The sequence below is a fragment of the Enterobacter genomosp. S genome, from assembly GCF_001631805.1.
Lineage (GTDB): Bacteria > Pseudomonadota > Gammaproteobacteria > Enterobacterales > Enterobacteriaceae > Enterobacter > Enterobacter quasihormaechei.
Map to the genome: position 1 here is coordinate 1 of NZ_LVVA01000006.1, position 23,524 is coordinate 23,524.

The following is a 23,524-nucleotide window of genomic DNA, read 5'->3' on the forward strand; positions in this document are numbered from 1 at the left end:
TATCGTCTTGCGACGTTAAGAATCCATGTCACTTTGAGTGCCCACACAGATTGTCTGATAAATTGTTAAAGAGCAGTTGCAACGCGACTTTCGCTCACCGTTGCGAGGTGGCGTATATTACGCTTTCCTCTTTCAGAGTCAACCCGTTATTTCAGGATTTTTTCTCTTCAGCCGACCGGATTGTCTGTGAAGTGATTCACATCCGCCGTGTCGATGGAGGCGCATTATAGGGAGTTCCCGAGCGACCGCAACAGAAAAGTTGCAAAAAAATGACTGACTGCTGTATTCCCCAGCAAAACCCCGCCTTATACCCTTTTACGCACAGAGTTATCCACAATCCATTGACGATCCTTGTGTGATCCCGTCAATTGAACACTATACTAGCGGCAAATATTTCTCTCACGGGTCAACATCATGACGACACAGCGACTTTATCGAGACTGGCGTATCCCAACCGCCGGGCTCACCGTGCTGGTGTTGCTTACGGCAGGTTTTGTTCTGCATACACACTGGAATGCTTTTATTCAATGGTGCCTCGCCACCCAGATCGCCCTGCACCGTTATCTGGTGATGTATCTGCTGCAACTTAATAACCATCAGTACAGCGGTGGGCTGTGGTTGTTAACCGGTGCATTTCTTTATGGCGTACTCCATGCTGTTGGACCGGGGCACGGCAAATTTATCGTCACCACGTATCTCACTACTAATAAAGAGAGCCAGCTCGCGGCGCGCGTCGTACCGTTTATCGGTAGCCTGATGCAGGGCGTCAGCGCGATCCTCTTTGTCTTTATCCTGGCGGTTGGATTGAACCTCGCGTCAGGGGATATCAGCACCAGCCGTTGGTATGTTGAGAAAATCAGCGCCGTACTGATTGCCGCCTTCGGTGCGTTTATCATCTATCAGGCGCTAAGCAGCCTGCGTCCGCGCAAAATGGCGATTAACGCCATCAAGCCGCTTCACCAGCATGATGAACGCTGTGGCTGCGGCCATCACGGCGTAGGGGTGGATCTGGCAAAAAGCGACTGGAAAACCCGTCTGGGCGTGGTGCTGGCCATTGGCGCACGCCCGTGCAGCGGGGCAATTATGATCCTGATGTTCTCGAATGCGCTCGGCATCGTTAGCTGGGGGATTGCTGCTGTGATGACAATGTCGCTGGGCACGGCACTGTCGATTATGGGGCTATCGCTGGCGGTACGTTACGCGCGTGAACGGACAGTCGCCTGGTTTGGCGGCGGCTCTTCGCTGAACTGGATGGTGCCGATGGTCAAAATTGCCGGAGGGATTGTGCTGATCCTGTTCGCGACTGTCCTGTTCCTGACGGTGATCCCCATTAGCGCCAACGGGGATTACATCGCCGCAGGATGCTAATAAAAGAAAACCCGCCGGCGGCGGGTTTTCTTTATTACTCGTTAATTCTCGGATGCTGGTCAACCAGGCGAGAACGTTTTTTCTGAAGCTCTTCAATCTCTGCGTCTATATCTTCAATCTTCTGCTCTACGTTATCGTAGTGCTCGCGCAGGATCTCCTTCGCTTCCTGAATATCAGACGCCGCAGGCGTTGCCCCTTTCAGCGGACGGTTCGCCGTCTCCTTCATGGTAATACCGGTAATCAGGCCGATCACCGCGATGACCATCAGATAGTAAGCAGGCATCATCAGGTTCTGCGTGCTCTCCACCAGTGAAGCGGCAAGCGTCGGCGTCAGGCCGGCAATCAGAACGGAGATATTAAAGGCCGCCGCCAGCGCGCTGTAGCGAATATGCGTCGGGAACATTGCCGGCAGCGTAGAAGCCATTACCCCGATGAAGCAGTTGAGGATCACCGCCAGCATCAGCAGGCCGGCGAAAATCAGCCCCAGCACGTTGCTGTTAATCAGGATAAAGGCCGGAATAGCCAGCGCGAACAGCGCGACGCTACCGAGAATGATGAATGGCTTGCGGCCAAAGCGGTCACTCAGCAGGCCCATAATCGGCTGCACGAACAGCATACCCACCATGATGGCGATAATAATCAGCACGCCGTGATCTTCCGAGTAGTGCAGGTTATGCGACAGGTAGCTCGGCATGTAGGTCAGCAGCATGTAGTAGGTCACGTTGGTGGAAATCACCAGACCGATACAGGTCAGCAGGCTGCGCCAGTGTTTGGTCGCAATCTCCTTGAACGACACTTTCGGACCGTCCTGCAACCCTTCGCGGTCGCCCTGCTCCAGCTTTTCAACGTGCTGCTGGAACGCAGGCGTCTCTTCCAGAGCGTGACGCAGGTAAAGACCGATGATGCCCAGCGGCAGCGCCAGGAAGAACGGAATACGCCAGCCCCAGTCGAGGAAGTTCTGTTCACCGACGACGGTCGAGATCAGAACCACAACCCCTGCGCCCATGACGAACCCGGCAATCGAGCCAAAGTCGAGCCAGCTGCCCATAAAGCCGCGTTTACGGTCCGGGGAATACTCGGCGACAAAAATCGATGCACCGGTATATTCGCCGCCAACCGAGAAGCCCTGCGCCATCTTACAGATCAGCAGCAGGATCGGCGCCCATATACCAATGGTCGCATAGGACGGAATAAGGCCGATACAGAATGTACTTATCGACATGATGACAATGGTGATAGCCAGGATCTTCTGGCGACCATATTTATCACCCAGCATGCCGAAGAACAGGCCACCGAGAGGACGAATAAGGAAGGGAACAGAGAACGTACCCAGCGCGGCAATCATCTGCAAGCTGGGATCGGCACCGGGGAAGAACACTTTACCAAGCGCGTAGGCAACGAAGCCGTAGACACCAAAATCGAACCACTCCATCGCATTACCGAGCGAGGCCGCTGTAATCGCTTTGCGCAGTTTTGCGTCATCAATAATGGTGACATCGCGCAGCGTGATGGGTTTTACTTTTTTCCTTCTAAGCATAGCTTTCCTCGTAGACTCAGCCCCGTCCAATTCACAGCGCATTTCAGGCTGTGAACGCGAGATCCGCTCCATGCGAATCTCCTTATTCAAGCGTAGCAGGTTTACTTACATTGACGTTTTATGTCGATACAACCGAACCTGTTGACGCCTGTCAGGGCAGTTAAAGACCTTTTTACCCTACCAGCGTTTATATATGTGATCAACTTCACATATATTTTTCCTGCGCGTAAGTTGGCTTCAGGTTTTGTCAATTCACTATAAATAAGGTCATTCTCAACCCCCTTCTCAAACACATCTTAACGCCCGTTATTATTCTTCTTAAAACGAAAAACAATCACATTTCTTCACACCGAATTTACACAAAATTTAATTATTAACTGTGTGGATTCCTGTTTACTTTCAATATGTGACGAAGATAACTAAAACAGTGTTTTATTTTCATTGAATCATAATTCCAAAGATCGCATGATAAATCCGAACACGATATCTCAATGGCTTTCACATGAAGGAACACGGAAAGCCTTAATGTCGCTTTACAGCATAAGTCACGAATCGATTGTTCCCCGCAAAGGGCAATTTATTGAATTTGCTGATCTATTTTTTGAGATTTCCGCCAGCCACGCGGGCGAGATGTGAGGGTTAATGATGAAGATTAAAGCAACAATAGAACGCATCCCGGGTGGGATGATGCTGGTCCCGCTGGTACTTGGTGCGATATTAAATACGCTGGCCCCGAACACCGGTGCTTATTTTGGTGGTTTTACAAAAGGTATGATTACCGGAACGGTTCCGATTCTGGCAGTCTGGTTCTTTTGTATCGGCGCGTCTATTAACTTGCGTGCAACAGGTACGGTATTACGTAAATCAGGGACGCTGGTCATTACCAAAATCGCGGTCGCCTGGGTCGTTGCCATGATCTGTGCGATGTTCATTCCAGAGAATGGCATTCAGACCGGCTTCTTCGCCGGATTATCCGTTCTGGCCATTGTCTCCGCAATGGATATGACCAACGGCGGTCTTTATGCCAGCCTGATGAATCAATATGGTACCAAAGAAGAATCGGGGGCGTTCGTGCTGATGTCCCTGGAATCGGGTCCACTGATGACCATGTTGATTCTGGGTTCTGCCGGCCTTGCCTCTTTTGAACCACACCACTTTGTCGGGGCGATCCTGCCGTTCCTGATTGGCTTTGCGCTGGGCAACCTCGATCACGATCTGCGCGATTTCTTCAGCAAAGCCACCCCGGTACTGATCCCGTTCTTCGGCTTCGCGTTGGGCAATACCATCAACCTGAACGTAATCCTGGAAACCGGCCTGCTGGGGATTGTGCTGGGTGTTGCCGTCATCATCATCACGGGTATTCCGCTGATTATCGCAGACCGCGTCATCGGGGGCGGCAACGGAACCGCGGGCGTGGCCGCTTCTTCAGCCGCAGGCGCTGCGGTAGCCAACCCGGTGATTATCGCCCAGATTAACCCGGCCTTTGAACCGGTTGCCGCGTCCGCCACGGCCCTGGTTGCCGCCAGCGTGATTGTGACGGCGATTCTGGTCCCGATCATCACGGCGCTGTACGCCAGACGTTTTGGCCATATGCCTGAGACCCAGGCAGAACCTAAAGCGGTAGAAATGCACCACTAAGCCGTTCGCCCCCTCCTTAAAAGAGGGGGCAATCACGCACCAAACATCTCTTCCACCATGCCATCCACCAGCCGTTTTGCCGAACAGAGTCTCGGCATGCCCAGCGCGACCGTTTGCCAGCTCTGCGTCACTGACCAGCTCACCGGATGTTTATCCGCCTGACACCAGTCGCCCAGCCAGCCCAGCATACCCTTATATTCCAGCAGGCCAGGAGAGGCGGGCGTGGACAGCCACTGATGGTAAAAATGCCGGGTCGTGGGAGAGGCATCAATGCCCTGGGCCAGATAGTTTGCTGCCATGCTGCGCAGGTTATCTTTCAGCATGGCAGCCACATCGCTATTCGCCAGACGACAGGCATCGCCAAAAGCGCCCCAGCGCAACTCTTCCAGCGCGATAAAGCAGCGGCCAGCCAGCGACCAGCCGTCATACTGCCCGGCTCGCCAGCGGGTAAAAATTTGTTCGCTGTGCTCACCCGCCTGAACCGTAAGGCCGCGCTGCGCGAGCGCTTTCTCTTTATAGGCGGCACGCTGGTTGAAATGGGCGGAGAGCGCCTCGTACTGTTGCAACAATCCGGGAGACTGAGAGATGCGTGGATTAACCTGCTGGCGCAGGGCTACCAGCCTGTCGGCCATACGGGTCAGCGCAAGATGTCCGGGGTCAAGCATACCGACCAGTTTCTCCGCCAGCCCCAGCCGTAGTGCTGCATTTTCGTTGAGCATTCCCGCCATTGCCCACGGCCGCAGCCGGGTCTGCGTAACAATCTCCTGCGTCAAACGCTCACGAAATTGCAGCTGCTGTGGCCCCAGAAGAGAGTGACGTGCAGCATCCGCCCCCTGGACCAAATCGACCATAAATTTTGGATGAATACACTCCAGCGTCCGCCCGGGACCGTCCAGTAGCCGTGTTGTCATGGTTGCTCTGCCGCGAATAGGGTTTGAATATCATCGCGTAACAGTCGGGTATCTTCCTGAATCCACGCCGCAGTGGTCATACTTTGCTTCAACAACTGGCTAAGCGCTCGGGTTGAGTGCTCATTCTGCTGCCGCACGGCAAGGCTATCACGCAAGCTTTCCTGTAACCCGGTCAGGCATAACGAAAACTCCGCAAAGAACGTTGCCATACCCGCCGTAACAGAGACATCGACCTGCGCGGCCAAAGCTTTACGGATTTGATCGCAAAACTGATCGGTATGCTGCGTAAATTTGCCACGGAGCTGAGCGATGTCGATAACATATCGGGTGCGCGTCACCACGTACTCTTCCCAGCCCCAGCCGGGATGATTGAGCCAGCGCGCGACGGTATCGCGCACGCTGCCCGCCCCTGTTGGCGGAGTGGCGGGAGGGATGTCCTGCACAATGGCATCATTAAACAGGCCGCGCGTATTGAAATTAAGCTGGTTTGCCTGAAACGCAGGAAAGCTAATCCGCGCCCGAAAGCCGGCATAACTGAGCTGTTCTTTTATTCGCGTCTCGATGGGGCGCATCGCCTCATTCAGCGATCGGGCCAGCGTGGATTCCAGCTGATCGAAGCGTAACGCCAGCTCCCGGCCAATTTTGCTCTGCGCATCCAGCATAATCCGCTCGCATGACGATCGGATCTTACTCAGCACAATCTGCGCCTGCCCTTCATCGTCAAGCACCAGCTGTTGGATCGCATCCGCGTCGTCTGCACGCAAACGGGCTGAGTCGCCTCCCGCTAAATCAAGAACAGACGGGCGGCTAAAGATGTCGGCCAGCGCCTGGTGTAGCTCACCTTTCTGACGAAGCAGGAATGCATCCGCTGCGTTGAGCGCCTCTTCTACTTCATGCTGGACTTCATCGCCCACCACGCTCTGCCGCTGATGCAGCATCGCCATATCCTCTTCCAGGCGTGTAATATTCCGCTCCAGCTCATCAAAGGCGACCGTCAGTCCCTGATGGCGAAAATCCAGGTATTCTCTGGCGTTTTGCGCATAATTGAGCAGCTTATGGGATGCCGATCGCAGCGCGAACAGCGAGGCGTTGGCGTAAGCCGCGTAAATCAATTTGCGGATCGGTTGTTCGAACAGCGAATCCTCCCACAGCAGATCCGCCGCATGGCGAATATGGTCAATATCGTCCAAATCAGCCGTTCGCCAGCGGCGACCCAGCGCAGCCTCGGCAAAATCCTGCACCCAGGGCTGATCCTGATGATCGGGCAGCCGCCCGTGGATGTTCATCTCATAGCGGGCGCGGTTCGCCAGATAGGCCCACATGGACGAGACCGGATAAATTTTCCCTGGAGAGATATTTCCTTTCATCAGCGTGCCGGAAATCATCGCCCGCACCTGCTCTTCATCGTCGCTGTTACGATCTTTCTGGTCGAATTTATTGACCAGGGCATAAAGCGGCACGGATTTCCCCGCCGCCGAAATTGCCTGACGAACCTCTGCATCAGAAATGGATTTAAGCTGGGTATAGTCCATCACTGCCAGTACGGCGGAGGCGCGCGCCAACTGTTCGCTGAGCATTTTTTGCAGGTGCGGCTGACCGGCCTCGTTCGGCCCCGGCGTGTCGAGCAGCGTCAGTTGCCCCAGGTGCGCATCCAGACCGGCGAGGTGCATAAACTCCACCTCAATCACCGGTATATGTTCAATCGCGGCATACTCAGAAAAAGGAAACTCCACGCCCAGCGCCTGGGAAAGCCGCACCAGATCGTTCAGGCTTTTCAGACAATGAAAGATGGGCTCCGCGCCGAGGTGGTGTTTTTCAAACGCCTCTCCTCTTTCGATGCGCTCCAGCAGCGTATTCATGTCCTTGTCGATCTCCAGCCGCCGCGCCAGCTTGCCGCGATCGTTATCACACAACTTCTTCTGTAGCTGGGAGATCAGGGTATCAATAGGCGAAACGTGCAAAAAATGCAGCACCGGCTCCTTCTGGCCCGGCGTGTGGCGGATCAGCGTGGGAAGTGCCGTCATCGGACGATTGCGGTTCGGCAGTACTTCAGTGCCCACAATCGCATTAATGGTGGTCGATTTTCCCGCCTTCATGGTACCCACAATCGCCAGCACCATTTCGAGGCGGGTTATTTTGCGTAATTCGTTATTCAGCATCGCCTGCTGCGCGTCGACGCCCCGGGCGCTAAAATGTAATGGCAAAACGTTGTTATTAACGCTGCTCATGGCAGCGGCTGCGCTATCCAGCTTTGCGATCGGCATTGATTTTAATGAATCAAGATTGTTCAGCGCGAGCTGTAACAAACGTTCAGCTTCCTGGCTTAATTCAAATATGGTCTGTGTGTGCATGATAAAAGCCTTTCCTTAACACAAATTTATTACTTTTATTAAGCCACATTGTTTTAATTATACTTTTCAGGCTTATATGATCACGTATGGAAAACATGTTCATTTAATACAAATAACTGAAGGCAATGAGAATTTAAATCCCGACTTGTAATACGTGTAAAACGTCCCTCTGGCCAGAAAGCCAAAAGTGAATAGACAAAACGCATTTTCAGGAAACATCAGGATATATCATCGTTATTTACCCACCAAAAAAGAGAGGTATTCCCTGACGCCAAAAGATGTATGGCCTCAGAGAGGGAGATAAATAACGGCTTGTTCCTTCACCTTATCCGAAATGGCCCAGCGTAGCAATTTGCTGTAATAAAATATTCAATATATTTAACATCCCTTCGATCTCTGCCGTTCAGGGCATACGCTTCTTTTTATTCACTGACGGTTCGTGTCATCTCTGGCGCGCTGGCGCACTATTTTCCTTGAACAATATCACCGACAAAAGTGGGGATTTGCGTTATACTCGCTGCCTTTTTCGGCACACTGCCGTCATTTAGCTGGCATTTTCCAGCGTGTTAACACTTTTGAGGATACCAACATGCAACTTCCCCACTGCCCGAAATGCAATTCTGAATATACCTATGAAGACAACGGCATGTTCGTTTGCCCGGAATGCGCTCATGAATGGAACGATGCGGAGCCAGAGCAGGACAGCGATACGCCGATCGTTAAAGACGCGAACGGCAACCTGCTGGCAGACGGCGACAGCGTTACCGTTGTGAAAGATCTGAAGGTAAAAGGCAGCTCCTCTATGCTGAAGATCGGCACTAAAGTCAAAAATATCCGTCTGGTTGAAGGCGATCATAATATCGACTGCAAAATTGACGGCTTCGGTCCGATGAAACTGAAATCTGAGTTCGTGAAAAAGAACTGATTTACCCGCCCGGTGACGCTTCGCTTACCGGGCGTTCGGGAACTACACTTAACGAGCTTTTCCTGCGTGAGGTAAAGATTATGCCGTTAAGTCCCTACATTTCTTTCGCCGGCAACTGTGCGGAGGCCACTGCCTTCTATCAGCAGGCCGTCGGCGCAGAACTCCTCTACAAAATCACCTTCGGCGAAATGCCTAAAGACGAAAACAGCGAAGAAGGCTGTCCCTCAGGCATGCAGTTCCCGGATTCCGCCATCGCCCACTCTAACGTCCGCATCGCGGGCAGCGATATTATGATGAGCGACGGGATGCCGCCTGGCAGCAGCGCGCAATACGCGGGTTTCACGCTGGTGCTCGACACCCAGGATGTGTCAGAAGGCAAGCGCTGGTTCGACAACCTTGCCGATGGCGGGAATATCGACATGGCCTGGCAGGAAACCTTCTGGGCGCATGGCTTCGGTAAGGTCACCGACAAATACGGCGTGCCGTGGATGATTAACGTCGTTAAATCGTAGGCCGGATAAGCGCAGCGCATCCGGCAACAGCGCCCGGTGGCGCTGCGCTGACCGGGCCTACGGTGATTGTCATCAAATCCCCCTCAACTCTTCAACTTTCCGCAACCGAGACTTAACCCAAATGTCATATTGATGCGCCAGCATGAGGCCACATTTATTGTGAGGCCCAGCACATGCACACTGTCATCCGCGTCGAGAAACTGAGCAAAACCTTCAATCACAACAAGGCGCTGCATGCCGTTGATCTGACCGTCCAGCAGGGCGAAATGGTAGCGCTGCTGGGGCCGTCCGGTTCAGGAAAATCTACCCTTCTGCGTCACTTAAGCGGCCTTATCACCTGCGACAAAACGCCGGAAAGCCGCGTCGAGCTGCTGGGTAACACCGTGCAGCATGCGGGCCGTCTGGCGAGCGATATTCGCAAAAGCCGCGCCCACACGGGCTACATCTTTCAGCAGTTCAATCTGGTGAACCGCCTGACGGTGCTCGAGAACGTGCTGATTGGCGCGCTCGGCAGCACCCCGTTCTGGCGTACCTGCCTGCGCTGGTTCTCCCCTTCCCAGAAACAAGAAGCCTTACAGGCGCTGACTCGCGTCGGCATGGCGCATTTCGCCCACCAGCGCGTGTCCACGCTGTCCGGCGGGCAGCAGCAGCGCGTCGCCATCGCCCGCGCCCTGATGCAGAAAGCCAAAATCATTCTGGCCGATGAGCCCATCGCCTCGCTGGATCCGGAGTCGGCCCGCATCGTGATGGAAACCCTGCGCGACATCAACCAGAACGACGGCATCACCGTGGTGGTGACGCTGCATCAGGTTGATTACGCCCTGCGCTACTGCGAGCGCATCGTCGCCCTGCGTCAGGGCCACGTGTTCTTCGATGGCGCCAGCCACCAGTTTGATAACGAACGTTTTGACCATCTCTACCGCAGCGTAAACCGCGTCGAAGAACGCGCGCAGGCTGCTTAACGCCCCGATAACGAGGAATGGAAATGAACTACAAAGCCGTTGCCGCGCTGGCCTTCACCAGCATGTTCAGCATCAGCACCCTGTTAAGCCCGGCGTACGCCGAAGAGCAGGAAAAAGCGTTGAACTTTGGCATCATTTCAACGGAATCACAGCAAAACCTGAAGCCGCAGTGGGAACCGTTCCTGAAAGATATGGAAACCAAACTGGGGATCAAAGTGAACGCCTTCTTCGCCCCGGACTACGCGGGCATCATCCAGGGGATGCGCTTTAACAAAGTGGACATCGCCTGGTACGGCAACCTTTCCGCCATGGAAGCGGTGGACCGCGCCAACGGTCAGGTCTTTGCCCAGACCGTTGCGGCAGATGGTTCTCCAGGATACTGGAGCGTGCTGATCGTCAACAAAGACAGCCCGATCAACAACCTCAACGACATGATCGCCAAACGCAAAGATCTGACCTTTGGCAACGGCGATCCGAACTCCACCTCCGGCTTCCTCGTCCCTGGCTACTACGTCTTCGCGAAAAACAACGTCTCCGCCAGCGACTTTAAGCGCACGGTGAACGCCGGCCACGAAACCAACGCCCTGGCCGTGGCGAACAAGCAGGTTGACGTCGCCACCAACAACACCGAAAACCTCGACAAGCTGAAAACCTCCGCGCCGGACAAGCTGAAAGCGCTGAAGGTCATCTGGAAATCCCCGCTGATCCCCGGCGACCCGATCGTGTGGCGTAAAAACCTATCCGAAAGCACCAAGGACAAGGTCTACGACTTCTTTATGAACTACGGCAAAACGCCGGAAGAGAAAGCGGTTCTGGCGCGTCTGGGCTGGGCGCCGTTCCGCGCGTCCAGCGATTTGCAGCTGGTGCCGATTCGCCAGCTGGCGCTGTTCAAGCAGATGCAGGGCGTGAAGGACAACAAGGGTCTGAAGGAAGAAGAGAAGACCAGCAAAGTGTCGGAAATTCAGGCGCAGCTGGACGATCTCGACCGCCTGACCGCCGCGCTAGGTGCCATGACCAGCGTGAATAAAGCGGTGCAGTAACGCTTTTCGCCCGGTGGCGCTGCGCTTACCGGGCCTACATTTTGGATCGTAGGCCGGATAAGCGTCGCGCCATCCGGCACACAAAGACCCACGGAGTCAAACATGCAAACCATCACCCTCCCGCCGCCCAAGCGCAGCTGGTTCTCGCTCATAAGCTGGGCCATTCTGCTGGCAGTGCTGGTTATCTCCTGGAAAGGCGCAGAGATGGATCCGCTGCTGCTCTTCAAAGATTCCGGCAACATGGCGACCTTCGCCGCCGACTTCTTCCCGCCGGACTTCAGCCAGTGGCAGGACTACCTCGGTGAAATGGCGATCACCCTGCAAATCGCCGTCTGGGGCACCGCCCTCGCCGTCATTCTCTCCATTCCCTTCGGCCTGATGAGCGCCGAGAACATCGTGCCGTGGTGGGTATACCAGCCGATGCGTCGCCTGATGGACGCCTGTCGCGCCATCAACGAAATGGTCTTTGCGATGCTGTTCGTAGTGGCCGTCGGTCTGGGGCCGTTCGCGGGCGTGATGGCGCTGTTTATCCACACCACCGGCGTGCTCTCCAAGCTGCTCTCGGAAGCGGTTGAAGCCATCGAGCCCGGCCCGGTGGAAGGCATCCGCGCGACCGGCGCCAACAAAATCGAAGAGATCCTCTACGGCGTCCTGCCACAGGTGATGCCGCTGCTGATTTCCTACTCGCTGTACCGCTTCGAGTCCAACGTTCGCTCCGCCACCGTGGTCGGCATGGTGGGCGCGGGCGGGATTGGCGTCACCTTGTGGGAAGCGATTCGCGGTTTCCAGTTCCAGCAAACCTGCGCCCTGATGGTGCTTATCATCGTCACCGTCAGCCTGCTGGATTTCCTCTCTCAACGCTTGCGTAAGCACTTCATCTGATAAGCGAGGCTTTGATTGGTATGCACTTATCCAGACATCCGACCAGTTACCCCACCCGCTGGCAAGAGATTGCGGCCAGGCTCGAAGTGGAGCTGCGCACGCATTACCGCTGCGGTGACTACCTGCCCGCCGAGCAGCAGCTTGCCGACCGCTACGAAGTGAACCGCCACACCCTGCGCCGCGCCATTGACCAGCTGGTCGAGCGCGGCTGGGTCCAGCGCCGTCAGGGCGTCGGCGTGCTGGTGCTGATGCGCCCGTTTGACTACCCGCTCAACGCCCAGGCGCGTTTTAGCCAGAATCTGCTTGATCAGGGTAGCCATCCCACCAGCGAAAAACTGCTTTCGGTCCTGCGACCGGCCTCCCGCCACGTGGCGGACGCGCTCGGGATTCAGGAAGGTGACAACGTCGTTCACCTGCGCACGCTGCGCCGGGTCAACGGCGTGGCGGTCTGCCAGATCGACCACTACTTCGCGGACCTCACCCTCTGGCCCGTGCTGCAACATTTCGCCAGCGGTTCCCTGCATGATTTTCTTCAGGACGCGACGGGTATCGCGCTCAAACGCACCCAGACACGCATCAGCGCCCGCCGTGCGCAGGCGAAAGAGAGCAAGGTGCTGGAGATCCCCAATATGGCCCCGCTGCTCTGCGTGCGCACCCTCAACCACCGTGACGGCGAGATTAACGCGACGGAATACTCCGTCAGCCTGACCCGCGCCGACATGATTGAATTCACCATGGAGCACTGAATGCACTTCGACACCTCCACTCGTCAGCGCTGGATGCGCGTGCTGGCCCACAGCCAGCCTGTTGCGCTGGCCGCCCGCATGAACGCACTCGGCCTGACGCCGGACTACGACACGATCCGCGCGCCGGAGATCGGCCTGGTGCAGCTCCAGGCACGCATGGGCGGCACCGGCGAGCGCTTCTTCGCTGGCGATGCCACTCTCACCCGCGCGGTGATCCGCCTTAACAGCGGCACGCTGGGTTACAGCTACGTACTTGGGCGTGACAAAACGCACGCCGAGCGCTGCGCGGTGATCGACGCGCTTTTACAGGAACACCCGCATTTCCAGACGTTAATGGAAACCCTTATTGCCCCGCTGGAAGCTGACCGCGCCGCACGTCTTGCCGCGCGTCAGGCCGAAGTGAATACCAGCCGGGTCGACTTCTTTACGCTCGTTCGCGGAGACAACGCATGACGCTTCAACCTGCTTTTACCCTGGCCGTCCAGGATGCCCAACAGAGTTTCCGTCGCCTGCTGAAGGCCATGAGCGAGCCGGGCGTGATCGTCTCCCTGCACCAGCTTTCGCAGGGCTGGCTGCCGCTCAACCTCGCCTCTACCAGCGTGCTGCTGACGCTGGCGGACAACGACACCCCGGTATGGCTGTCAGGCGCATTGCTGAACGATATCGCCAGCCAGAACCTGCGCTTTCACACCAGCGCGCCGCTGGTCGATCAGCCCCAGCAGGCGGTCTTTGCCGTGGCCGACGAACAGATCAGCCATGAACAGCTTAACGCCCTGAGCGAAGGCAGCGCCGTCGCACCGGAAACCAGCGCCACGCTGATTTTGCAGGTCTCCAGCCTGAGTGGTGGCCGCATGCTTCGCCTGACGGGCGCAGGCATCGCCGACGAGCGGATGGTCGCGCCCCAGCTGCCGGAGTGCATCATCCATGAGCTGACCGAGCGTCCGCATCCTTTCCCGCTGGGCATTGATCTGATCCTGACCTGCGGCGAACGCCTGCTGGCGATCCCGCGGACCACTCACGTGGAGGTGTGCTGATGTACGTTGCCGTCAAAGGGGGGGAAAAGGCGATCGCCGCCGCCCATGCCTTACAGGAGCACAGACGCCGGGGGAATGACGCGCTTCCCGAGCTTAGCGTCGCCCAGATTGAACAGCAGTTAAATCTGGCCGTCGACCGCGTAATGACCGAAGGCGGCATCGCGGACCGCGAGCTGGCGGCGCTGGCGCTGAAACAGGCCAGCGGCGATAACGTGGAAGCTATCTTCCTGCTACGCGCCTACCGTACTACGCTTGCGAAGCTGGCGGTGAGCGAGCCGGTGAACACGGCTGAAATGCGCCTGGAGCGCCGAATCTCTGCCGTTTATAAAGACATTCCCGGCGGCCAGCTGCTTGGTCCGACTTACGACTACACCCATCGTCTACTGGACTTCACGCTGCTGGCGAACGGTGAAGCCCCTCAGCTCAGCGCCTCTGACGCTGAACAAGACGCCTCTCCGCACGTTTTTAGCCTGCTGGCAAACCAGGGGCTGGCGAAGGCGGAGGAGGACACCGGCAGCACACCGGATGACATTACCCGCACGCCGCCGGTCTTCCCGTGCTCACGCTCGTCCCGCCTGCAACAGCTGATGCGCGGCGACGAAGGGTATCTGCTGGCGCTGGCCTACTCCACACAGCGCGGCTACGGGCGCAACCACCCGTTCGCGGCAGAGATCCGCAGCGGCTATCTCGACATCGACATTGTGCCGGAAGAGCTGGGTTTTGCGGTGAACATCGGCGAACTGCTAATGACCGAGTGTGAAATGGTCAACGGTTTTGTCGCGCCAGACAATGAAGATCCGCACTTTACCCGTGGCTATGGGCTGGTGTTCGGCCTGAGCGAGCGTAAGGCGATGGCGATGGCGCTGGTTGACCGTGCGCTCCAGGCGCCGGACTACGGCGAGCCAGTCTCCGGCCCGGCACAGGACGAAGAGTTCGTGCTGGCCCACGCGGATAACGTTGAGGCCGCAGGCTTTGTCTCGCACCTCAAGCTGCCGCACTACGTCGATTTCCAGGCCGAACTGGAACTGCTGAAACGCCTGCAACGGGAGCGCGCCAATGGCTAACTTAAGCGGCTACAACTTTGCCTATCTGGATGAGCAAACTAAACGCATGATCCGCCGCGCCATCCTTAAGGCAGTGGCGATCCCCGGCTATCAGGTGCCGTTCGGCGGTCGTGAAATGCCGATGCCGTACGGCTGGGGCACAGGCGGCATTCAGATCACCGCCAGCGTGATTGGCGAAGCGGACGTGCTGAAGGTTATCGACCAGGGCGCGGACGATACCACCAACGCCGTGTCGATCCGCCACTTCTTTAAGCGCGTAACGGGCGTCAACACCACCGAAAAAACCGAAGACGCGACGCTGATCCAGACCCGTCACCGCATCCCGGAAACCCCGCTGACCGAGGATCAGATTCTGATTTTCCAGGTGCCGATCCCGGAGCCGCTGCGCTTTATCGAGCCGCGCGAAACCGAAACCCGCACCATGCACGCGCTAGAAGAGTACGGGATCATGCAGGTCAAACTGTATGAAGACATCGCCCGCTTCGGCCATATCGCCACCACCTACGCTTACCCGGTGAAGGTCAACGGGCGCTACGTGATGGACCCGTCGCCGATCCCAAAATTCGATAACCCGAAGATGGACATGATGCCTGCCCTGCAACTCTTTGGTGCCGGACGTGAAAAACGCATCTACGCGGTACCGCCGTATACGCGTGTCGAAAGCCTGGATTTTGACGATCACCCGTTTACGGTGCAGGAGTGGGACGAGCCGTGCGCCATCTGCGGTTCAAAGCACAGTTATCTGGATGAAGTGGTGCTGGACGACACGGGCAAACGAATGTTTGTCTGCTCCGACACCGATTACTGCCGCCAACAGAGCGAGGCGAACGGCCAATGAAACCGCTGCTTTCGGTTAATAACCTGACTCACCTTTATGCGCCGGGCAAAGGCTTCAGCGACGTGTCGTTTGAGCTGTGGCCGGGCGAAGTGCTGGGCATTGTCGGCGAGTCCGGCTCCGGTAAAACCACCCTGCTGAAATCTATCTCCGCGCGCCTGACGCCGCAGAACGGCGACATTCTGTATGAAGGCAAATCCCTGTATGCCATGAGCGAGGCCGAGCGCCGCCGCCTGCTGCGCACCGAGTGGGGCGTGGTGCATCAGCATCCGATGGACGGCCTGCGCCGTCAGGTGTCGGCGGGAGGCAATATCGGCGAACGACTGATGGCCACCGGCGCGCGCCACTACGGCAACATCCGCGCCACCGCGCAGCGCTGGCTGGAGGAGGTGGAAATCCCCGCCTCGCGCATTGACGACCTGCCAACCACCTTTTCCGGCGGTATGCAGCAGCGTTTGCAAATTGCCCGCAATCTGGTCACCCATCCAAAGCTGGTGTTTATGGATGAACCCACCGGCGGGCTGGACGTCTCCGTGCAGGCCCGCCTGCTCGACCTGCTGCGCGGCCTGGTGGTGGAGCTGAACCTGGCGGTGGTGATTGTCACCCACGATCTGGGCGTTGCGCGCCTGCTGGCGGACCGCCTGCTGGTGATGAAGCAGGGTCAGGTGGTGGAAAGTGGGCTGACCGACCGCGTGCTCGACGACCCGCATCATCCATACACCCAGCTGCTGGTGTCCTCGGTATTACAGAATTGAGAGGCCAACATGATCCACGTTGAAAATGTCAGTAAGACCTTTGTGCTCCACCAGCAAAACGGCGTCCGCCTGCCGGTACTGCAAAATGCCTCGTTAGAGGTCAGCGGCGGCGAATGCGTGGTGCTGCATGGCCATTCCGGCAGCGGGAAATCCACTCTGCTGCGTTCCCTGTACGCTAACTATTTACCGGACGAAGGCCATATCCATATTCGCCATAACAATGAATGGATCGATCTGGTCCAGGCCCCTGCGCGCAAAGTACTGGAAGTGCGCCGTACAACGATCGGCTGGGTCAGTCAGTTCCTGCGGGTGATCCCGCGGATCTCCGCCCTGGACGTGGTGATGCAGCCCCTGCTGGATCTTGGCGTCCCGCGCGAAACCTGCGCTGCTAAAGCCGCCAGCCTGCTGACGCGCCTCAACGTGCCGGAGCGTCTGTGGCACCTCGCCCCGTCGACCTTTTCCGGCGGCGAGCAGCAGCGCGTGAACATCGCGCGCGGCTTTATCGTCGATTACCCGATTTTGCTCCTCGATGAACCCACCGCCTCGCTCGACGCTAAAAACAGCGCAGCGGTGATGGATCTGATCGAACAGGCCAAAGCGCGCGGCGCGGCGATCGTCGGGATCTTCCACGACGACGCCGTCCGCAATCGCGTAGCGGACAGGCTGCACCCAATGGGGACAAACGTATGATTATCAATAATGTCAGGCTGGTGCTGGAAAATGAGGTCGTAAACGGCTCGATTGATGTCCGGGACGGCGTCATCCGCGCGTTTGCCGAAACCCAGAGCCGCTCCCCGGAGGCGATGGACGGCGAAGGCGGCTGGCTGCTGCCGGGGCTGATTGAGCTGCACACCGATAATCTGGATAAATTCTTCACCCCACGCCCGAAGGTGGACTGGCCCGCCCATTCGGCGATGAGCAGCCACGATGCGCTGATGGTCGCCAGCGGTATCACCACGGTGCTGGACGCGGTGGCGATCGGCGACGTGCGCGACGGCGGCGATCGTCTGGAAAATCTGGAAAAGATGATCAACGCCGTGGAAGAGACGCAAAAGCGCGGCCTCAACCGCGCCGAGCACCGCCTGCACCTGCGCTGCGAGCTACCACACCACATCACGCTACCGCTGTTTGAAAAGCTGGTCGGGCGCGAGCCGGTGTCGCTGGTTTCGCTGATGGATCACTCCCCGGGGCAGCGCCAGTTCGCCAACATTGAAAAATATCGCGAATACTATCAGGGCAAGTATTCACTCAGCGATGCGGAGATGGCGCGCTATGAAGAAGAGCAGCTGGCGCTGGCAGCCCGGTGGTCGCAGCCGAACCGCCTTTCCATTGCCGCGATGTGCCGCGACCGCAACATCGCGCTGGCCAGCCATGACGACGCCACACACGATCACGTACGGGAATCCCACCAGCTTGGTAGCGTGATCGCCGAATTTCCCACCACGTTTGAGGCGGCTGAAGCCTCCCGTGAGCACGGTATGAACGTGCTGATGGGCGCGCCGAACATCGTGCGCGGCGGCTCGCACTCCGGCAACGTGGCGGCAAGCAAACTCGCTTCACTTGGCCTGCTGGATATCCTCTCGTCTGACTACTACCCCGCCAGCCTGCTGGACGCGGCGTTCCGGGTGGCGGACGATGAAGGTAACAGCTTCACGCTGCCGCAGGCGATCCGTCTGGTGACGAAAAACCCGGCCAGCGCGCTCAACCTTCACGATCGCGGTGAGATTGCCGAAGGCAAACGGGCAGACCTGGTGCTGGCGCACCGCAAGGGCGAGCACGTTCATATCGACCACGTCTGGCGTCAGGGAAAAAGGGTGTTCTGATGGGAAGACTCATCTGGTTAATGGGCCCGTCCGGCTCCGGGAAGGATAGCCTGCTGTCGGCGTTACGGCAGCGGGAACATTCACAGCTGCTGGTGGCGCATCGCTACATTACCCGCGCGGCAAACGCCGGGAGTGAAAACCATATCGCCCTCAGCGAGCAGGAGTTTTTTACCCGCGCCGGGCAAAACCTGCTGGCGCTGAGCTGGCACGCGAACGGCTTTTATTACGGCCTCGGCATCGAGATCGACCTCTGGCTGCACGCGGGCTTTGACGTGCTGGTCAACGGTTCACGCGCACATCTGCCGCAGGCCATAGCCCGGTACGAAGCGGCGCTGCTGCCGGTCTGTTTGCAGGTTTCTCCGGATATTCTGCGCAGCCGCCTGCAAAGCCGGGGGCGCGAAAATGCGCGTGAGATCGACCAGCGGTTGGCACGTGCGGCGCGCTACACCCCGTCGGGCTGTCACGTCCTCAACAACGACGGAAGTTTGCTACAGTCAGTCGAGACCTTTTTATCGCTTATTCGCCAGAAGGAGAGACAGCATGCCTGACTGCCAGCTTCGCCCCGCCACCGCCGACGATGCACAAATTGTTTACGCCCTGATCTGTGAACTGAAGCAGGCAGAGTTCGATCACCAGGCGTTTCACGCCGGATTCCTGGCCAACCTTCAGGATCACAATATGCGCTACCAGCTTGCCGAGCTGGACGGGCAGGTCATCGGCATGATCGGCCTGCACATGCAATTTCACCTGCACCATGCCCGCTGGATCGGCGAGATCCAGGAGCTGGTGGTGATGCCGCAGGCGCGCGGACTGAAAGTGGGCAGCCAGCTCCTGGCCTGGGCAGAGGACATCGCGAGGCAGGCAGGTGCCGAGCTGACCGAACTTTCCACCAGCGTGAAGCGCGTGGATGCGCACCGTTTTTATGTTCGTGAAGGGTATACGCAAAGCCATTTCCGCTTCACCAAATCGCTGTAGAGGTGCGTTATGAGTCTGACCATCACGTTAACGGGAACCGGAAGCGCGCAGCTGGTGCCGGTGTTTGGCTGCGACTGTGCCGCGTGCCGAAGGGCGCGCTTGCAGGAAAATTATCGCCGTCGCCCCTGTAGCGCGGCGATCAAATTCAACGATGCGGTCACCTTGCTGGACGCGGGTATTCCGCACCTGATGGACGACTGGCCTGCGGGCAGCTTCCAGCAGTTTTTACTTACCCACTATCATATGGATCACGTTCAGGGGCTTTTCCCCCTGCGCTGGGGCGTTGGCGCCACCATTCCTGTCTACGGTCCACCAGACGAGGCAGGCTGTGACGATCTGTTCAAACATCCGGGCATCCTGGATTTCAGCCACACGGTCGAGCCGTTCGTGATGTTTGAGCTACAGGGCCTGCGGGTGACGCCGCTGCCGCTAAACCATTCTAAACTCACGTTTGGCTATCTGCTGGAGTCCGCCCACAGCCGCGTGGCGTGGCTATCTGATACCGCCGGACTGCCGGATAAAACGGTGACGTTTCTGCTTAACAACCAGCCGCAGGCGATAATCATCGACTGTAGCCATGAACCGCGTCCGGAAACGCCGCGCAACCACTGTGATTTAAATACGGTGATGGCCCTGAACGAGGTGATTGGCTGTCCGCAGGTGATCCTGACGCATATCAGCCATCAGTTTGACGCGTGGATGATGGATAACCCGCTGCCGGACGGCATTGAAGCGGGATATGACGGGATGGTTTTGGTTCTCGACTGAGTTCTGCCGGGTGGCGGCTGCGCCTTACCCGGCCTATGCTCCAGGGTTTTGTAGGCCCGCGTAAGCGAAGCGCCACCAGGCTTTAGCCTCGATCGTAATCATCCTCTAACCGACGCTCATCTTCTTCTAACCGACGCCTGTCGTCATCCAGCTGGCGCTGACGCTCGTCTAAACGCTGGCGTCGATCCTCTAACTGCCGGCGACGATCGTCGTACTGTCGGCTGTCGGTTTGACGGCTGCGATCATAACGATCGTCGTCATCGTCATTACGGCTGCTGCCGGGGTTATAGGCGTCGTTGATCGCCTGCTGAATATTGCCAATGGCATCATCAATCACATCGGCATGCGCCAGCTGGCTGGTTAAAGTCAGCAAGCCAAATAACAGGGCGGTAGAGTAACGTTTCATAAGGCCAGACTCGCAGGTGAACTGGCCTTAAGGTAATAACTGGCTATTGGCGGGAGTAGCGGAGGAATCTCAAATTGCCCTCATCTGCGCAGCGCCGCTCAGGCTTGCCGACATCTTTTTTACGTGACGGAAATTCAATCCACGTCACATCCCTGCCCTTTCGACACGTCAATTTTGACGATTGGCTGTTTTTCGTCAGGGTTTTGCTCCGCAAACGGCCGTAACGTCAGGAAATACCCACATTAAAAACATGGCATAGATGCTGCATAAAGGGCAGGTAAGAACTGTTTAACGGGAGCAAAGTGATGAAAAAGGTCGTCACGGTTTGCCCTTATTGTGCCTCAGGTTGCAAGATCCACCTGGTGGTCGATAACGGCAAAATCGTCCGGGCGGAAGCGGCGCAGGGTAAAACCAATCAGGGCACGCTGTGCCTGAAAGGGTATTACGGCTGGGATTTTATTAACGATACCCAAATCCTCACGCCGCGCCTGAAAACCCCCATGATCCGCCGCGAGCGCGGTGGCAAGCTGGAAGCCGTCTCCTGGAATGAAGCGCTGGATTATGTCGCCATGCGCCTCAGCGCCATCAAGGCCAAGTATGGCCCGGATGCGATTCAGACCACCGGCTCCTCACGCGGGACGGGGAATGAAACCAACTATGTGATGCAAAAATTCGCGCGCGCCGTTATTGGTACCAATAACGTCGACTGCTGCGCTCGCGTCTGACACGGCCCATCGGTTGCAGGTCTGCACCAGTCGGTCGGTAATGGCGCAATGAGCAATGCCATCAATGAGATAGATAACACCGATCTGGTGTTTATCTTCGGTTATAACCCGGCGGATTCTCACCCCATCGTCGCGAACCACGTGATTCGCGCTAAACAGAACGGGGCGAAAATCATCGTCTGCGATCCGCGCAAAATCGAAACCGCGCGTATTGCCGATATGCACATCGCACTGAAAAACGGCTCGAATATCGCGCTGTTGAACGCGATGGGGCACGTCATTATTGAGGAAAACCTGTACGACAAGGCGTTTGTCGCCACGCGTACGGAAGGTTTTGAAGAGTACCGGAAAATTGTCGAAGGCTACACGCCGGAGTCGGTAGAGGTGATAACCGGCGTGAGCGCGCAGGCGATCCGCCAGGCCGCACGCATGTACGCTGGGGCCAAAACCGCCGCCATTCTGTGGGGTATGGGTGTGACCCAGTTCTATCAGGGCGTGGAAACCGTGCGTTCCCTGACCAGCCTCGCGATGCTGACCGGAAATCTGGGTAAAGCGCATGTCGGCGTGAACCCGGTGCGCGGTCAGAATAACGTGCAGGGCGCGTGCGACATGGGCGCGCTGCCGGACACGTATCCAGGCTATCAGTACGTGAAGTACCCGGAAAACCGCCAGAAGTTTGCGAAGGCCTGGGGCGTGGAAAGCCTGCCGGCACACACCGGATACCGCATCAGCGAGCTGCCGCACCGCGCGGCGCACGGCGAAGTGCGGGCGGCCTATATCATGGGTGAAGATCCGCTCCAGACCGACGCCGAGCTGTCCGCGGTGCGTAAGGGCTTTGAGGATCTGGAGCTGTTGATTGTCCAGGATATCTTCATGACCAAAACTGCGGCGGCGGCGGATGTGATTTTACCGTCGACCTCCTGGGGCGAACACGAAGGTGTCTACACGGCGGCAGACCGCGGCTTCCAGCGCTTCTTTAAGGCGGTCGAGCCGAAGTGGGATCTGAAAACCGACTGGCAGATCATCAGCGAAATCGCCACCCGCATGGGCTACCCGATGCACTACAACAACACCCAGGAGATCTGGGACGAGCTGCGCCATCTCTGCCCGGATTTTTACGGGGCCACCTATGAAAAAATGGGCGAGCTGGGGTATATCCAGTGGCCGTGCCGGGACGAGTCGGAGGCCGACCAGGGGACGTCTTATCTCTTTAAGGAGAAATTCGATACCCCGAACGGGCTGGCGCAGTTCTTCACCTGCGACTGGGTCGCGCCGATCGATAAACTCACTGACGAGTTTCCGATGGTGCTCTCCACCGTGCGCGAAGTGGGCCACTACTCCTGCCGTTCAATGACCGGCAACTGTGCCGCGCTGGCGGCGCTGGCGGACGAGCCGGGCTACGCGCAGATCAACACCGCCGACGCCGAACGGCTCGGTATTGAAGATGAAGCGCTGGTGTGGGTGAACTCGCGTAAAGGCCGCGTCATTACCCGCGCGCAGGTCAGCGACCGTCCGAACAAAGGGGCGGTCTACATGACCTACCAGTGGTGGATTGGCGCCTGTAACGAACTGGTGACGGAGAACCTCAGCCCGATAACCAAAACGCCGGAGTATAAATACTGCGCCGTCAACGTGGAGCCGATTGCGGACCAGCACGCGGCGGAACAGTATGTGATCGACGAATATAACAAGCTGAAGGCCCGACTGCGTGAAAGCGCAATGGGTTAATGCTGTTAAATAATCGCTGACTAAATGGGGTGAATTATTCACCCCATTATTATTTCTGGCACCAATATGAATTACATCTATATATTTTTCTGAAAGCGTCTCGCAGAAAAATGTAATTTTGCGCGGAAATAAATTACATCTTTGCATTTTAATTCAAAGGGATAAGATATGCGGCGAGTGCTTAAGACTTTCTGTCTTGAGCATTGTTGAGGGACAGAAAGTGGAAAGCCCCGGGAAATTTGCATTTACCCGAGGCTACCCCTCAACTACCAACAGGTTGAGAGTAGCCTCTTATTCTTTTGTAAGCAAGGAGTAAAAGGCATGACGCCATTAAAAACTGCGTTAGGCATCGTCTTTATTATTTGCCTGACGATAGTGATCTTTACCTTTATTACTCGCGATAAGTTATGTGAGTTTTCAATAAAGAGTGAACATCAGGAGGTGGCGGCAAAATTAGCCTGCGCCGCGGACTAACCTCTTCGGGCGGAACGCGTGTTCCGCCCGGCTTGTGGGATGCTGAGGTCTTAACGCACCCGTTT

Annotated in this window: 24 protein-coding genes; 20 read left to right on the forward strand and 4 right to left on the reverse strand. The window is 57.0% G+C overall.

Annotated elements, in window-relative coordinates; all coding sequences use genetic code 11:
- Positions 1–414: 414 nt before the first annotated feature.
- Positions 415–1,368: a nickel/cobalt transporter gene (locus A3466_RS05975; RefSeq protein ID WP_063449818.1), complete on the forward strand. Its 954-nt coding sequence runs from the start codon at positions 415–417 to the stop codon at positions 1,366–1,368.
- A gap of 34 nt (positions 1,369–1,402) precedes the next feature.
- On the opposite strand, the gene proP is transcribed toward A3466_RS05975, so the two are convergent.
- Positions 1,403–2,905: a glycine betaine/L-proline transporter ProP gene (proP, locus tag A3466_RS05980; RefSeq protein ID WP_063449819.1), complete on the reverse strand. Its 1,503-nt coding sequence runs from the start codon at positions 2,903–2,905 to the stop codon at positions 1,403–1,405.
- A gap of 645 nt (positions 2,906–3,550) precedes the next feature.
- Here proP and kdgT point away from each other — a divergent pair.
- The gene (kdgT, locus tag A3466_RS05985; RefSeq protein WP_063449820.1) at positions 3,551–4,543 is read left to right on the forward strand and encodes a 2-keto-3-deoxygluconate transporter; all 993 of its coding nucleotides are present in this window, start codon (positions 3,551–3,553) and stop codon (positions 4,541–4,543) included.
- Between the two features lie 32 nt (positions 4,544–4,575).
- Here kdgT and A3466_RS05990 read toward each other — a convergent pair whose 3' ends face one another.
- Both A3466_RS05990 and crfC read right to left on the reverse strand, forming a co-directional pair.
- Positions 4,576–5,454, reverse strand: a complete 879-nt coding sequence (locus A3466_RS05990; protein WP_063449821.1) for a diguanylate cyclase regulator RdcB family protein — start codon at positions 5,452–5,454, stop codon at positions 4,576–4,578.
- Complete coding sequence (gene crfC, locus A3466_RS05995; RefSeq protein ID WP_063449822.1) at positions 5,451–7,805, reverse strand: clamp-binding protein CrfC; 2,355 nt, start codon at positions 7,803–7,805, stop codon at positions 5,451–5,453. The genes A3466_RS05990 and crfC overlap by 4 nt, the downstream gene beginning before the upstream one ends.
- 589 nt (positions 7,806–8,394) lie before the next feature.
- Here crfC and A3466_RS06000 point away from each other — a divergent pair.
- The 16 genes from A3466_RS06000 to phnP all read left to right on the forward strand — a co-directional run bounded on the left by A3466_RS06000 (position 8,395) and on the right by phnP (position 20,126).
- Positions 8,395–8,730: a zinc ribbon domain-containing protein YjdM gene (locus A3466_RS06000; RefSeq protein ID WP_063449823.1), complete on the forward strand. Its 336-nt coding sequence runs from the start codon at positions 8,395–8,397 to the stop codon at positions 8,728–8,730.
- 80 nt (positions 8,731–8,810) lie between these two features.
- Positions 8,811–9,242, forward strand: coding sequence for a VOC family metalloprotein YjdN (gene yjdN / locus A3466_RS06005; RefSeq protein ID WP_063449824.1), 432 nt, complete (start codon positions 8,811–8,813; stop codon positions 9,240–9,242).
- A gap of 173 nt (positions 9,243–9,415) precedes the next feature.
- Entirely contained in the window at positions 9,416–10,204 is a 789-nt protein-coding gene (gene phnC, locus A3466_RS06010) for a phosphonate ABC transporter ATP-binding protein (RefSeq protein WP_063449825.1), read from the forward strand.
- A 23-nt stretch (positions 10,205–10,227) separates the two neighbouring features.
- A complete protein-coding gene (phnD, locus tag A3466_RS06015) occupies positions 10,228–11,244 on the forward strand; it encodes a phosphonate ABC transporter substrate-binding protein (protein WP_063449826.1) in 1,017 nt (338 codons plus the stop codon).
- Between the two features lie 102 nt (positions 11,245–11,346).
- A complete protein-coding gene (phnE, locus tag A3466_RS06020) occupies positions 11,347–12,126 on the forward strand; it encodes a phosphonate ABC transporter, permease protein PhnE (RefSeq protein ID WP_032646912.1) in 780 nt (259 codons plus the stop codon).
- Positions 12,127–12,146: 20 nt separating this feature from the next.
- On the forward strand, positions 12,147–12,872 hold the full coding sequence (gene phnF, locus A3466_RS06025; protein WP_041911508.1) for a phosphonate metabolism transcriptional regulator PhnF: 726 nt from the start codon (positions 12,147–12,149) through the stop codon (positions 12,870–12,872).
- Positions 12,873–13,325 (forward strand): phosphonate C-P lyase system protein PhnG, encoded by a 453-nt coding sequence (phnG, locus tag A3466_RS06030; RefSeq protein ID WP_063449827.1) that lies wholly within the window; start codon positions 12,873–12,875, stop codon positions 13,323–13,325.
- Positions 13,322–13,906 (forward strand): phosphonate C-P lyase system protein PhnH, encoded by a 585-nt coding sequence (gene phnH / locus A3466_RS06035; protein ID WP_045630769.1) that lies wholly within the window; start codon positions 13,322–13,324, stop codon positions 13,904–13,906. The genes phnG and phnH overlap by 4 nt, the downstream gene beginning before the upstream one ends.
- Positions 13,906–14,970: a carbon-phosphorus lyase complex subunit PhnI gene (locus A3466_RS06040; protein ID WP_063449828.1), complete on the forward strand. Its 1,065-nt coding sequence runs from the start codon at positions 13,906–13,908 to the stop codon at positions 14,968–14,970. Before phnH ends, A3466_RS06040 begins: the two co-directional genes overlap by 1 nt.
- Positions 14,963–15,808, forward strand: coding sequence for an alpha-D-ribose 1-methylphosphonate 5-phosphate C-P-lyase PhnJ (gene phnJ, locus A3466_RS06045; protein WP_063449829.1), 846 nt, complete (start codon positions 14,963–14,965; stop codon positions 15,806–15,808). The genes A3466_RS06040 and phnJ overlap by 8 nt, the downstream gene beginning before the upstream one ends.
- A complete protein-coding gene (phnK, locus tag A3466_RS06050; protein WP_063449830.1) occupies positions 15,805–16,560 on the forward strand; it encodes a phosphonate C-P lyase system protein PhnK in 756 nt (251 codons plus the stop codon). Before phnJ ends, phnK begins: the two co-directional genes overlap by 4 nt.
- 9 nt (positions 16,561–16,569) lie before the next feature.
- The gene (gene phnL / locus A3466_RS06055) at positions 16,570–17,250 is read left to right on the forward strand and encodes a phosphonate C-P lyase system protein PhnL (protein ID WP_063449831.1); all 681 of its coding nucleotides are present in this window, start codon (positions 16,570–16,572) and stop codon (positions 17,248–17,250) included.
- Entirely contained in the window at positions 17,247–18,383 is a 1,137-nt protein-coding gene (phnM, locus tag A3466_RS06060; RefSeq protein WP_063449832.1) for an alpha-D-ribose 1-methylphosphonate 5-triphosphate diphosphatase, read from the forward strand. The genes phnL and phnM overlap by 4 nt, the downstream gene beginning before the upstream one ends.
- Positions 18,380–18,931, forward strand: a complete 552-nt coding sequence (phnN, locus tag A3466_RS06065) for a ribose 1,5-bisphosphokinase (protein WP_063449833.1) — start codon at positions 18,380–18,382, stop codon at positions 18,929–18,931. Before phnM ends, phnN begins: the two co-directional genes overlap by 4 nt.
- Positions 18,924–19,358: an aminoalkylphosphonate N-acetyltransferase gene (phnO, locus tag A3466_RS06070; RefSeq protein WP_063449834.1), complete on the forward strand. Its 435-nt coding sequence runs from the start codon at positions 18,924–18,926 to the stop codon at positions 19,356–19,358. Before phnN ends, phnO begins: the two co-directional genes overlap by 8 nt.
- Before the next feature lie 9 nt (positions 19,359–19,367).
- On the forward strand, positions 19,368–20,126 hold the full coding sequence (phnP, locus tag A3466_RS06075) for a phosphonate metabolism protein PhnP (protein WP_063449835.1): 759 nt from the start codon (positions 19,368–19,370) through the stop codon (positions 20,124–20,126).
- 82 nt (positions 20,127–20,208) lie between these two features.
- On the opposite strand, the gene yjdP is transcribed toward phnP, so the two are convergent.
- The gene (yjdP, locus tag A3466_RS06080) at positions 20,209–20,532 is read right to left on the reverse strand and encodes a DDRRRQL repeat protein YjdP (RefSeq protein ID WP_058652447.1); all 324 of its coding nucleotides are present in this window, start codon (positions 20,530–20,532) and stop codon (positions 20,209–20,211) included.
- Positions 20,533–20,837: 305 nt separating this feature from the next.
- On the opposite strand from yjdP, the gene fdhF reads away from it, so the two are divergent.
- Both fdhF and A3466_RS06095 read left to right on the forward strand, forming a co-directional pair.
- Positions 20,838–22,985: a formate dehydrogenase subunit alpha gene (gene fdhF / locus A3466_RS06090; protein ID WP_082830916.1), complete on the forward strand. Its 2,148-nt coding sequence runs from the start codon at positions 20,838–20,840 to the stop codon at positions 22,983–22,985.
- Positions 22,986–23,306: 321 nt separating this feature from the next.
- Positions 23,307–23,459 (forward strand): Hok/Gef family protein, encoded by a 153-nt coding sequence (locus tag A3466_RS06095; protein ID WP_063449838.1) that lies wholly within the window; start codon positions 23,307–23,309, stop codon positions 23,457–23,459.
- Positions 23,460–23,524: the final 65 nt, after the last annotated feature.